Origin of the sequence: Alkalicella caledoniensis (genome assembly GCF_014467015.1) — a bacterium.
In the GTDB taxonomy this organism is placed as follows: domain Bacteria; phylum Bacillota; class Proteinivoracia; order Proteinivoracales; family Proteinivoracaceae; genus Alkalicella; species Alkalicella caledoniensis.
The window spans coordinates 1,525,535-1,538,041 of sequence record NZ_CP058559.1; the positions used below are offsets into that span (position 1 = coordinate 1,525,535).

General features: G+C 37.1%; 11 protein-coding genes. All 11 read right to left on the minus strand.

All coding sequences use genetic code 11. The features are described 5' to 3' along the window. Positions 1 to 102 precede the first annotated feature (102 nt). The gene (locus HYG86_RS07425; RefSeq protein WP_213168473.1) at positions 103 to 1,497 is read right to left on the minus strand and encodes a sigma-54 interaction domain-containing protein; all 1,395 of its coding nucleotides are present in this window, start codon (positions 1,495 to 1,497) and stop codon (positions 103 to 105) included. 20 nt (positions 1,498 to 1,517) lie between these two features. Then, complete coding sequence (locus HYG86_RS07430) at positions 1,518 to 1,880, minus strand: DUF1667 domain-containing protein (protein WP_213168475.1); 363 nt, start codon at positions 1,878 to 1,880, stop codon at positions 1,518 to 1,520. After that, a complete protein-coding gene (locus HYG86_RS07435; protein ID WP_213169156.1) occupies positions 1,881 to 3,143 on the minus strand; it encodes an NAD(P)/FAD-dependent oxidoreductase in 1,263 nt (420 codons plus the stop codon). Positions 3,144 to 3,181: 38 nt separating this feature from the next. Beyond that, positions 3,182 to 4,633, minus strand: a complete 1,452-nt coding sequence (locus HYG86_RS07440) for an NAD(P)/FAD-dependent oxidoreductase (RefSeq protein WP_213168477.1) — start codon at positions 4,631 to 4,633, stop codon at positions 3,182 to 3,184. Between the two features lie 157 nt (positions 4,634 to 4,790). Continuing rightward, positions 4,791 to 6,290 (minus strand): glycerol kinase GlpK, encoded by a 1,500-nt coding sequence (glpK, locus tag HYG86_RS07445; RefSeq protein ID WP_213168478.1) that lies wholly within the window; start codon positions 6,288 to 6,290, stop codon positions 4,791 to 4,793. A 174-nt stretch (positions 6,291 to 6,464) separates the two neighbouring features. Further along, positions 6,465 to 6,803, minus strand: a complete 339-nt coding sequence (locus HYG86_RS07450) for a Lin0368 family putative glycerol transporter subunit (protein WP_213168480.1) — start codon at positions 6,801 to 6,803, stop codon at positions 6,465 to 6,467. Positions 6,804 to 6,847: 44 nt separating this feature from the next. Further along, on the minus strand, positions 6,848 to 7,228 hold the full coding sequence (locus HYG86_RS07455) for a Lin0368 family putative glycerol transporter subunit (RefSeq protein WP_213168482.1): 381 nt from the start codon (positions 7,226 to 7,228) through the stop codon (positions 6,848 to 6,850). Between the two features lie 57 nt (positions 7,229 to 7,285). Further along, positions 7,286 to 7,852: a glycerol-3-phosphate responsive antiterminator gene (locus tag HYG86_RS07460; RefSeq protein ID WP_213168484.1), complete on the minus strand. Its 567-nt coding sequence runs from the start codon at positions 7,850 to 7,852 to the stop codon at positions 7,286 to 7,288. Between the two features lie 321 nt (positions 7,853 to 8,173). Continuing rightward, positions 8,174 to 10,540 carry a heavy metal translocating P-type ATPase gene (locus tag HYG86_RS07465; protein WP_213168486.1) on the minus strand — a complete coding sequence of 789 codons (2,367 nt, stop codon included), beginning with the start codon at positions 10,538 to 10,540 and terminating at the stop codon, positions 8,174 to 8,176. 24 nt (positions 10,541 to 10,564) lie between these two features. After that, a complete protein-coding gene (locus tag HYG86_RS07470; protein ID WP_213168489.1) occupies positions 10,565 to 10,921 on the minus strand; it encodes an ArsR/SmtB family transcription factor in 357 nt (118 codons plus the stop codon). Positions 10,922 to 11,087: 166 nt separating this feature from the next. Next, complete coding sequence (locus HYG86_RS07475; protein ID WP_213168490.1) at positions 11,088 to 12,422, minus strand: MATE family efflux transporter; 1,335 nt, start codon at positions 12,420 to 12,422, stop codon at positions 11,088 to 11,090. Positions 12,423 to 12,507: the final 85 nt, after the last annotated feature.

The window sequence follows — 12,507 nt, forward strand, 5'->3', positions numbered from 1 at the left end:
GTGGTTACTTTGTGTGGCTCTCCACTTTTGCGCCTAAATATTCTGTTTATTATATTATATGCTATAACATACAGAATGTAAATAGAAATATTCAATACTGATTTATTCTACAATATTGTATTTCCGAGCTTTAGCTGCAACAGTCTTGTGGGTTACTCCCAGTGCTTTCGCTGCTTTATTGAAGCTGCCAAACTTATTTAAGGCATTTTTTATAATCTCCCGCTCATACTCATCCAAAGTAGCTATTTCACCCTTAGAGTTGTTATTTATCAAGGAAGTGTTAATAATTGAGTCTCGATTAACCCTAAATATATTAGAAACTTCTTTGGGAATATCATTTATTCCTATAATGTCTCCCTCAACAAGTACCATTAGCCGTTCAATTAAGTTCTTGAGTTCTCTAATGTTACCAGGCCATTGATAGCTATAAAAAGCTAGTTCTACCTCATGTTCTAGGGCTTTCATTGGTACTCCTGTCTCTTTATGAATTTTTCTCATATAGTGATATGTCAGCTCTATAATATCTTCTTTTCTCTCTCGCAAAGAAGGAACATGTATGGGTATAACATTTAGTCTATAGTATAAGTCCTCTCTAAAAGAACCATTTTCAATAAGCTCTCTTAAATCCCTGTGGGTTGCGGCTATGATTCTTACATCACATTGGATACTCTCATTGCCCCCAACTCGTTCAAACTCTTTCTCTTGAATAATTCGCAATACCTTAACTTGCATATTCATGGGCATATCACCAATCTCATCTAGGAAGATGGTCCCCCCATTTGCTTGCTCAAATTTACCAATCTTCCTTTTAACAGCACCTGTGAAGGCCCCTTGCTCATGCCCAAATAGTTCTGACTCTAATAAGTCATATGGTATTGCACCACAATTTATTTTTACAAAGGGCATGGAAGATTGTTTACTAGCTTTATGAATAGCTTCCGCAAATAAGCCCTTGCCACATCCAGTTTCCCCTGTTATTAGTACTGTGGCATTAGATTTGGCAGCCTTTTCAGATATATATAGAATGTTTTTAATAGATTTGCTGTTACCAATTACACCTTCAAAGGCTTTTGGTAAGTATCTAGTTTCTTCATTGGGCTTACCATACTCCTCGGAACTTATGCTCTCAGCCTTCTCTTCCCTATATATGACAATTACACCTCCAAAACTATTGCCTTGCATTAACAAACTAGATGTAACACTTATTCTCTTTTTTTTGTAGGGGTGATGCAAAAACCCATCAATAGGTTTTTTGCTTTTTAACGATGTTAATACTATCTCGTCATTAGGTGTTTGATATATGCTTTTTCCCTTAAGTGCAAAGTTAGTAACACCAAACATTTCTTCATAGGCAGGATTCATGTATTCAATCAAGCCTAAAGAATTGACAACTAATACCCCGTCAATTAGGTACCTAAAAAGACCGGAGTAAGAAGAGTTTGCCAAATCATTTAGTTTTCTGTTTTCGTTTAAATGTGTTACCTTTGCTCTAGTCATTTTATCCACCTACCCTATCGTTACATACTTCGAGTGGCTATTATATTTATGTCTAAACCCATAAGCTTCTCAATTATAACCTCACCTGCTTTTACTGGGCTACTTACTTGTACTTCATCCAAAGTCTTCATACAGTCAAATATCTTGTCCTTAGGTATGGCATCACTTGTTCTAACTGGCAAACGAGCCAAATGACCATTTTTCAATCTAACTGTTGAGGTTATCATTCTTGTGGGGTTAGTCATTTCCTTCACTGCGTATTGCTCTCCCCTTGGGCACTTGTTACCAGAAACATTATAGGATGTTTTGCCGTTTTCTATTGTAGAAACTTCCATTTTACATCCCATTGGACACGCTATACATACCATATCTTGTTTCATCATCTATTCCTCCTCTAACTGAAGGGAAACTATGATGTCATTCCCTTCAAAGTTTGCTAAATCTTTAGCAGGTAAATTAATAGTTTCCATTTCACCTGGGGCAAGGTGCCTTTTCTTTACTGATTTTATCACTTTATCTCCGTCTTTTATAACTAGTTTGGCATTATGGTAAACATTGTCCACCCTAAGCATCAATGTTAATTTATCTGTTATATTTTCTATTTGAACTTTATGTGGAACGATGTATCTGACACCATTTTCACCCTTAGTTTCCATAGGTTTCTTACTTACCACAAGTTGTTTTTGTACGAATCTTGCAGCATATTTTCCCGCTCTTCTACTTTCTTCAGTAACCCAATCCACTAGGTCATGCACATGCACAACATTTCCACATGCAAAAACTCCTTCTATTGAAGTCTCCATGGATTCATTAACAACAGGGCCACCAGTTATAGGATCTAATTTAATTCCTGCACTTTTAGAAAGCTCATTTTCCGGTATAAGCCCTACTGAAAGTAGTAATGTATCACAGCTGAATGTTTGCTCTGTTCCTGGGATAGGTCTGCGTCTATCATCTACTTTAGCTATAACTACTTCTTCAACTCTGTCTTTTCCTTTTACATCTACCACAGTGTGACTTAAAAGTAATGGTATATTGTAATCATCAAGGCATTGAACTATATTCCTAGTCAGACCACCAGAGAAAGGCATCAGTTCAACCACAGCATGCACCTTCGCACCTTCTAAAGTCATCCTTCTAGCCATGATCAGTCCGATATCCCCAGACCCTAGTATAACCACTTCTTTTCCTACCATATAACCTTCCATGTTAACAAAACGTTGAGCTGTACCTGCGCTAAATACTCCCGAGGCCCTAGTTCCAGGTATATTGATTGCTCCTCTGGTTCTTTCACGACAGCCCATAGCCAGTACAACGGCACCTGCATTTATATGAAGTAACCCATCCACAGTATTTACTGCAGTAACAACTTTCTCTTGATTAATATCCAATACCATTGTGTCTAACTTGAATTCTATTCCTTGTTCCTTAAGTTTCTCAATAAAGCGCTCTGCATACTCAGGACCTGTAAGTTCTTCTTTAAATACATGTAAACCAAATCCATTGTGAATACATTGTTGTAAAATTCCACCAAGCTCTCTATCTCTCTCAATTACTAATATGTTATCCACGCCGTTTTCTTTAGCCTCAATAGCTGCAGCCAATCCAGCTGGGCCACCACCGATGACAACAATATCATAATTTATCATGCAAGTTTCCCCCTTTTTGTTGTGTGTAGGTGTCATTAGTTAACTTCCACTGAGCTGGATTTTGTAGAACCTGTTAAAATATAGGATCCTTTACTATCCTTAACTATAGAAGTTATATCAGTTTGTAGTTCCTTAGCTAGTATTTCCATTACCCTCGGGCCACAGAAACCACCTTGACATCTACCTCCACCTGCTCTTGCTCTACGTTTGACCGCATCTAAGTTAGTAGCACCAGCTTTTCTGTTAACTATATCTACTATTTCGCCTTCAGTAATATTTTCGCAACGACAAATGATTCTACCAAAGCGGGGATCTTTCTTAATAAGTTCAGCCTTTTCATTATCACTTAAATCTATAAAATGAATAGATGGTTTTCTATTTGGGTTAAAACTCTCGTTAGTTTCAAAACCACCTGATGATTTACATAATATTTCGACTGCCATCTTCGCAATGGCTGGTGCTGCAGTTAAGCCTGGTGAATCGATGGCTGCAACATTTATAAAGCCCTTGGAGTTCTTTGATTCCTCAATAATAAAATCCCCATGTTTGACTTTGGCCCTTAAACCTGTAAAAGAAGTTATAACTGCATTAAAAGGAAATCCAGGTATTACTTTATGAGCCTTTTCCCTTAGGAAGTTCAGTCCATTCATGGTTGTTTTTAAATCATTGGGGTCTTCTACTTTTTCAGCCGTAGGGCCTATTAAGAAGTTACCATGTACTGTTGGTAGTACCACTACCCCTTTGCCATCTTTCGATGGTGTTTGGAATACTACAGTGTTTACAAAGTCTCCCACGGATTTATCAAATAAGTTGTACTCTCCTCGGTTAGGTAAAATTTCAAAAAATGGTTCATTTACCATATCGTTAATTTTGTCAGCAAAAAGCCCTGCACAGTTCATTATATATCTAGTGGAAATTTCTTTTTCCCCTGCGACTACTACATAACCTGAGTCAACCTTATTTATACTTGTAACAGGGCTGTTAAGGAGAATTTCCACTCCATTTTCCGCTGCATTTTCCGCTAAAGCTATAGCCAACTCCCATGGCCCTACTATTCCAGCAGTAGGTGCATATAGAGCTGCTATTATATCTTCACTTAGGTTAGGCTCCATCTTCCTAACTTCTTCTTTGGAGATTATCTCTAGGTTTGGAACCCCATTTATTTCTCCTTGTTCTTTTAGTTCTTTTAGTACTTCTATATCACTTTCTTCCGTGGCTACTACAAAAGAACCTATTCTTTTAAAAGGTACATCTAATTCCTTACATAAGTCCTCATACAAAGCATTTCCTAGCACATTTGTGCTGGCTTTTAGTGTTCCTGGTAGCGCATCGTAGCCCGCATGTACTATGGCACTATTGGCCTTGGTTGTTCCATTTGCCACATCGTTTTCCTTATCTACAATGATGGTTTTTATGTTAAATTTAGCTAACTCACGGGCAATGGCACATCCCACTACGCCAGCGCCTATAATGGTAACATCATACATAATATCAACTCCCCCAGTTTATTAGAGAGAACTAAAAAAGCCACACAAAACACACCTATTAAGTAGGTTGTTTTATGTGGCTCTCTATTCTCAGCCTTCAGTATTTAATTACGTTAATTATAACATCTTAGTACGTTAAAGTAAAGTGGCTAATTTATTATTCTTGTTCCCAATCTCTAGAACGCTCAACAGCACGTTTCCAACCGGAGTAAAGTTTTTCTTTTCCTTCTTCTTCCATGGAAGCGTTAAAGCTTCTATCAACGATCCACTTGTTAGAGATTTCGTCTCTACTCTTCCAGAATCCAACTGCAAGACCAGCTAGGTAAGCCGCACCAAGAGCGGTTGTCTCTGTAACTTCTGGTCTATCAACTTGAACACCTAGGATGTCTGATTGGAATTGCATTAAGAAGTTGTTAGCAACTGCTCCACCATCAACCTTAAGTGCTTGTAAAGTTATGCCTGAATCTTCTTGCATAGCTTCTAATACGTCTCTAGTTTGATATGCAATAGATTCAAGGGTTGCACGAACTAAATGTTCAGCTTTAGCTCCACGAGTTAAGCCTACAATTGTACCCCTTGCATACATATCCCAGTATGGTGCTCCTAAACCTACAAATGCAGGTACAACATAAACACCATTAGAGTCTTTAACTTTAGTAGCAAGGTACTCGCTATCTTGAGCGTCTCTGATAATTTTCAGTTCATCTCTTAACCATTGAACAGAAGCACCAGCTACGAAGATACTACCTTCTAAAGCATATTCAACCTTACCATCTACACCCCAAGCTAAAGTTGTTAATAGCCCGTTGTTAGAAGGAACAAATTTCTCACCAGTATTCATTAACATAAAGCACCCAGTTCCGTAAGTGTTCTTAGCCATTCCTGGGCTAAAGCACGCTTGACCGAAAAGTGCCGCTTGTTGGTCACCAGCAGCTCCTGCGATAGGAATCTCTGCTCCACCAAATGTTTCTACATCAGTGTGGCCATAAACTTCACTTGAAGGTTTAACTTCTGGCAACATAGAAGCAGGAATACCAAGCTCTGCAAGGATTTTTTCATCCCACTTAAGCTCTTTAATGTTGTATAACATAGTTCTTGAAGCATTTGAATAATCAGTTACATGAACTTTACCCCTTGTTAAATTCCAGATTAACCAAGTGTCAATGTTACCGAAGATTAGATCTCCGTTTTCTGCTTTTTCTCTAGCACCTTCAACATTGTCTAAAATCCATTTAACTTTAGTTCCTGAGAAATAAGCATCAACAACTAAACCAGTGTTATCTCTTATATACTCCTCAAGTCCTCTAGCTTTTAAGTCATCGCAAATGTTTGCTGTTCTTCTACATTGCCAAACAATTGCGTTATATACAGGTTTACCAGTGTTCTTATCCCAAACAACTGTTGTTTCCCTTTGATTTGTGATACCTATAGCCGCGATCTCTTGGGGCTTAATACCAGCTGTTTCTAAAACTTCTCTTGCCACACCACTTTGAGTTCCCCATATTTCCATTGCATCATGCTCAACCCAACCAGCTTTTGGGTAAATTTGTGTAAATTCCTTTTGGGATGTTGCTACAATCTTACCATCGTGATCGAAGATTATTGCTCTTGAACTAGTGGTTCCTTGGTCTAAAGATAAAATAAATTTTTTATCCATTATCTCTCCCCCTTTTTTTGTTATAGACTACTGGAGGCTATGTAGTTTTACACTAAGCCTCCAGTATTACCTTAAAATTAAAGATAATGATTTCTAAGAAAGTTATTAAAAATTTGATATTAAATCCTAGGAGATCTGACTAATGCAATTATTGTTTTTACTGTTTATTAAAAATTAACCTAGGAAGCTAAATAATACGTAACCGGCGATTATACCACCTACTATAGAACAAATTATAGTCGGTATGGATTTACCAACGTCATCTCCAGCTATTGCAGAAGCAATCCAAAGACCTGAAAAAGCAGCGAATGCTTGGTCTACCCATGCGCCACCAGTCTGGTAAATAGCCCCTACTCCGTGAGTAAGTGTCCAAGCAGTACCAACTATGAAGCCCGCTGCCATCCAACCACCGATAGGTCCGAAATTATCAACGAACTTGCCCCACATCAATCTAATCATAAACGGGAAAATGAAAGCGCCCGCAAATGTTCCAATTGCTAATTGTAGAGTCATGTTTTTTCCCCCTTTCCTTTTAAGAGTACACAATAACTACATTATTATGCAGCTTTGTTAACGTCTTCAACTTCAACTACATTTTTCGCCCAATGTTTTTCAAGCATAACAGCAGCAACACCGCCACAAGCTCCACCTACTAAAACGATAGCTAGTGTAGGTAATGAATCGATTCCTACCTGAAAACCATCTGAGAACATTGGTCTAACAAAACCAGCAACCCCTATTCCTAAAGCCATGTCAATAAAAGCACCTGGGTTATCAATTAGACCTAAAAAGTGATTCATGTACCACATACTTCCGATAATGATTAACCCTGCAAACCATCCACCACCGATACCGTGCTCTCCAACAAAAGCACCCCATACACTCATAACAAAAATACCTGCGATGGCAGAACCTAGAATTGTTCCGATATGTTTCATACTTTCACCTCCTCAAGGTTTTTGTATTTAAATCATTAGACTTTGTCTAATGAAAATTTACATGTACCAAATTTTTTCATTGGTTGTTGATATGCCAATGGCCCCAGAACCTAAGCTGTTAATTACCTCTTCTTTTAGTGTGATAAGTCCCCCATTTATAATGGGTATATTTGTTTCTTTATGGAGTATTTTAGTTATCCTTGGCATAATCCCTGGTAGTATTTCCACAGCATCTGGTTTAGTTGATTTAATTGACTTGATTCCTGTTTCTAGGGACAAGGAGTCTAAAATAAATAATCTTTGAATTGCGAACATATCCAATTCCTTAGCTATTCTTACCAAACTGCTCTTTGTAGTTATTATTCCATCTGGTCTAACGTTATCTTTAATATACTTCAGGGCATATATATCCCTCGATAACCCTTCTATTAAGTCTAAGTGGATATAAATAGCTTTTTTGCTTTTAGCTACTTTTTCTACAGTTTCTTTGAGGTTGAGCAGATTGCCCTTTAGTAAAAATACTATTTCACTAGGTGATTCAATAGCAGTATCTAACTTATCAAGGGAGTTAACAGCAGAAATAATAGGATTACACTGGATTTTGTCGTAAAAATTGTTTTTCATAATCTTCCCTCCGTCTTTACTTTCGCAATATTCGTGCCAACATTTATAAAGTGTTAAATAATGGTGTTTAATATAAAAATATATACTTTTTATATTTATTATTCGTTCTTTTTTACCATATTTATATGTTTTTTGTGTTAACTTTGGGTAAAAAATACCAAGTTGCTTTTTTACCTACCTTAAGAATAACAGAAAACGTTTCTTATGGGAATAATATTTAGAAAATTTAGTTATTATTAAGATTTATTCTTATTAACAAGGAAAATACCAGAAAATATAAAAAAATATAACCCCTTCAGAAAGGGTTATATTTTTTAACTATTATATTTCTTTTACATTTAGTACTCTCATGGCGTTAAACACTGCTATTACTGTAACCCCAACATCAGCAAATACGGCTTCCCATATGCTTGCTAGACCTACTGTACCTAAGGCTAAAACAATGAGTTTTACTCCTATGGCAAAAACGATATTTTGCCAAACTATTTTCCGTGTTCTTTTAGCTATTTTTATGGCAGTTACTAATTTAGATGGCTCATCGTTCATTATAACTATATCAGCTGCTTCAATTGCCGCATCAGAGCCTAATCCTCCCATGGCTACTCCCACATCTGCTCTAGCTAAAACAGGTGCATCATTTATACCATCTCCTACGAAAATCATTTTACCTTTTCTTGATTTCCCTTGATTTATCTCCTCTAGTCTCTCAACCTTTTCATGGGGAAGTAGTTCAGCATAATATTTATCCAATCCTAAATGTGTAGATATTTCCGACGCAATAGCGTTGTTATCACCTGTTAGCATTATAGTCTTTTTAATACCTATTGATTTAAGACCTACTATGGCATCTTTTGAATCATCCTTTATTTGGTCGGCTATAACTATATAGCCAATATGATTTTTATCCACTGCAACATGCACTACTGTACCAGTTGCCTTTACATCTTTATATTTTATTTTCTCAGTCTCCATCAATTTACGGTTACCTACTAATAAAGCTATTCCATCTACTTTTACACTTATTCCATGGCCTGCTATTTCTTTGTAGTCTTTTAGTAAACTTTGATCCACATCCTTGCCATAAGATTTTAAAATAGATTTTGCAATGGGGTGTGTGGAGTAACTTTCAGCCAAGGCAGCATACTCAATTATTTTCTCACTGGGTATTTCAGCCGTTTCTTGAATTTGAGTAACCGTGAAAATGCCTTTGGTTAATGTCCCTGTTTTATCAAAAACCACTATTTCCACATCATTTAATGCTTCTAAGAAATTACTTCCCTTTACCAATATTCCTCTTTTAGATGCTCCACCTATGCCACCAAAGAAGCCAAGGGGTATAGATATAACCAGTGCGCAGGGGCAAGAGATTACTAAGAATACTAAAGCTCTATAAATCCACTGGGAAAAGGTTGCATCTTCTATGAGAAGGGGCGGAATGACAGCTAGTAGTGCAGCTATTGCGACTACCACTGGAGTATAGTATTTAGCAAACTTTGTGATAAAGTTCTCTGTTGGTGCTTTGCGACCACTGGCATTTTGAACTAAATCAAGTATTTTTGAAACAGTGGATTCCCCAAAATCCTTAGTAACTTCTACGGTTAATAAACCTGTATTGTTTATAAAGCCACTTAATATATCACTTCCTACTTCTACATCCCGCAACACAGACTCACCAGTTAGCGCGGAAGTGTCCACAAGGGAACTCCCTTCTATTACTTTTCCATCTAAGGGTACTTTTTCCCCAGGTTTTACAACTATAAGATCTCCCACACCTACATCTTCAGGATCCACAGTTTTAAGCTCGCCATTTATTTTTAGATTTGCATAATCTGGCCTAATATCCATTAAGCTTGAGATGGATTTTCTTGATCTATTTATGGCTATACTTTGCACATATTCTCCTACATTGTAAAAGAGCATAACTGCCACACCTTCGGGAAACTCACCAATGGCAAAGGCTCCCACCGTTGCAATACTCATTAGGAAATTCTCGTCAAAAATCTGGCCCCTCAATATGTTTTTACCTGCCCGTAGAAGCACCCTCCCCCCTACAATAACATAAGCTGCAAAGTAGAAGCTAAATCTTAGTATATCGGGCATTCCAATTATAAATGGTAGAAAGAAAAGTACACCGCCAATTATAATTTTCCTGAGTTCTTTTTTACTAGCTATCTCTCCATGATCGTGCTCATGACCGTGCCCTTCATCTTTATGCTCTTCCCCTTCAACAATTACTTTCACGTGGGGTTCTAGTTCCGTAACTATCTCTTGAACTTCATTTATAATAGCTACACTATTTTTTCTGTCCTCTATCTCTAAAGTAAGTTTTTTACCAATAAAATCGACCACAGCTGATTTTACTCCTGGTAAAAGCTTTATTTTATCCTCTATCTTCGAAGCACAGTTAGCACAATCTAAACCAACTAACAAAACAACCTTTTTATCATTTTTCTTAAGTGTTTTCTCTTTAATTACCACATGGGACTCGATTTTATTGACTACTTCTTTCACCTTTCTTAAAACCTCTTCAACCTCTGTATCCTCTAACTCAACCTTCAAGGTTTTAGTTGTAAAATTCACATTCACTGAACTAATACCTTCTAAAGACTGAATTGCCTCTTCAATTTTGCTTGCACAGTTGGCGCAGCTTAAACCGTCAAGGATAAGCTCTTTTTTTGTTTTAGCCATTTCTCCCCAATCCCTTCAATCAAATTATTCTTCCAGTATATGCTCAAGGCCTTGGTTAAGGACCTTACTTATGTGGTCATCATTTAGTGAGTAATAGACAACCTTACCATCTTTACGTGCTTTAACTAATCTTCCCTGGCGCAGCACTTTTAGCTGATGGGAAATGGCAGATTGGGTCATATCTAAAAGTGCTGATATATCACAAACGCACATTTCCTCATTGGACAATGCATATAAAATTTTAATCCTTGTGGCATCACCAAAAACCTTAAAAAAGTCAGCTAAGATTGACATTTTTTCATCAGGTAGCATTATATCTCTTATTTTATCCACTGTCTCTTGGTGAATCACTGTAGCCTGACATCTATCAATATTAGTCATCAAATCACCCCTTATATGAATAGTTGTTCATATGTTTATATATAGTTTATTCCCCATGGGGAAATTTGTCAATAATTAAAATTACTTTTTTAGATCAAGTAGTATTAAAATCGGGGTCAGGATCAATTATCCATTATTGAATAATTGATCCTGACCCCGAAGCCTACTAACCTAGCCCTTGTTTTTTTGCTAGTGCTAAATATATTCCTAGAACTACAAACAGTGTTAAAGTTTCGGCAAATGGCACCGTTAGCCATATTCCCACTGTTGATAGGTATGCGGGAAGTACTATCAGTCCAAGGATTATGAAGCCAACTCCTCTACACATTGATATGATAGTGGCATAGTACGCTTTTTCCATTGCTTGGAAGTATGATCCCATAACTATGTTCACTCCCATAAATATAAATGCGATGAAATAATAATTTATGGCCTCTGAACCTAGTTCCATAAGTTCCGTGGCATCTGTGACAAAGAGGCTTACAATCTGCCCTGGAAATGCTATTCCAGTTATATAAAACACTACTCCTATTACTGCCGCTGATATTAGTCCCAAGTTCCTTACCCTTTTAATCCTATCATTCTTTTTTGCGCCATAGTTGATGCTCACTAGGGGTTGTACTGCCTGTGCCACTCCAGTAAAAACAGCAACGCAAATTAAGGATATGTTTGCCACTATGCTATAAGCAGTGATCCCCACTTCACCAACATGTTTTAGTAAAGTGATATTAAAAGCAAAAATTACTATACCAGAAGATAATTCTATAACGAAATTTGAAAAACCGTTAAATACAATTCTCTTTATTATTTCCACATCTAGTTTGACCTTCACAAACTTCAGTATATCTGTACCCCTTATCAAATAAAAACTAAATATCACTAAGCTTTGTAGAGAGGATATGGCAGTTGCCAGGGCAGCCCCCCTCATCCCCCAGTGCAAAATAAAGATAAAAACCCAATCCAGTGTGATGTTTGTTATACAGCTAGCAACCGTAACCCACATGGCGATTTGTGGTGCTTTATCATTTCTTACAAAAGCCGAGATGACGTTGACAATCATGAAAGAGAAAGATACTCCCATTATAACTTGCATATATTGGGTTACCATATCAATATTGTTGTCTGTTGCACCTAAGAAAAATGCAATCTCGTCTAAAAAGAACGAGCCCAATACTGTAAAGAGAAGCCCCATGGATATGGCCAAATACATAGCCGTGGTAAATATTGTCTTAGCTGTCTTTCTTTGGTTTTGTCCTAGACTCACTGACATGGAAGTAGCCCCTCCGATGCCGATCATTAAACCTATGGCAAAGGTAAGATTAAAAACAGGTAAAACAATATTCAGGGCGGCTAACCCATCGCTACCAACACCCCTACCAATAAAAATAGTATCAACGAGGATATAAAAAGCAATCATGGCCATTGCTGCAACACTGTTTATAAAGTATTTTGTAAATAGTCTATATATATTACCTTCTAAAAGGTTTATATCTTGTTTCATTTAGTATACCTCCCTCAAACACTAATACTGATTTTACTGTGTGCAGGCAAAAAGGTCAAGAAAATCGGGGTCAGACTTCAATTAT

What these genes read in the sequence shown, in the direction of transcription:
- HYG86_RS07425 (WP_213168473.1), bottom strand. Translation starts at nt 1,497, where the DNA reads ATGACTAGAGCAAAGGTAACACATTTAAACGAAAACAGAAAACTAAAT.
- HYG86_RS07430 (WP_213168475.1), bottom strand. Translation starts at nt 1,880, where the DNA reads ATGATGAAACAAGATATGGTATGTATAGCGTGTCCAATGGGATGTAAA.
- HYG86_RS07440 (WP_213168477.1), bottom strand. Translation starts at nt 4,633, where the DNA reads ATGTATGATGTTACCATTATAGGCGCTGGCGTAGTGGGATGTGCCATT.
- glpK (WP_213168478.1), bottom strand. Translation starts at nt 6,290, where the DNA reads ATGGATAAAAAATTTATTTTATCTTTAGACCAAGGAACCACTAGTTCA.
- HYG86_RS07450 (WP_213168480.1), bottom strand. Translation starts at nt 6,803, where the DNA reads ATGACTCTACAATTAGCAATTGGAACATTTGCGGGCGCTTTCATTTTC.
- HYG86_RS07455 (WP_213168482.1), bottom strand. Translation starts at nt 7,228, where the DNA reads ATGAAACATATCGGAACAATTCTAGGTTCTGCCATCGCAGGTATTTTT.
- HYG86_RS07460 (WP_213168484.1), bottom strand. Translation starts at nt 7,852, where the DNA reads ATGAAAAACAATTTTTACGACAAAATCCAGTGTAATCCTATTATTTCT.
- HYG86_RS07465 (WP_213168486.1), bottom strand. Translation starts at nt 10,540, where the DNA reads ATGGCTAAAACAAAAAAAGAGCTTATCCTTGACGGTTTAAGCTGCGCC.
- HYG86_RS07470 (WP_213168489.1), bottom strand. Translation starts at nt 10,921, where the DNA reads ATGACTAATATTGATAGATGTCAGGCTACAGTGATTCACCAAGAGACA.
- HYG86_RS07475 (WP_213168490.1), bottom strand. Translation starts at nt 12,422, where the DNA reads ATGAAACAAGATATAAACCTTTTAGAAGGTAATATATATAGACTATTT.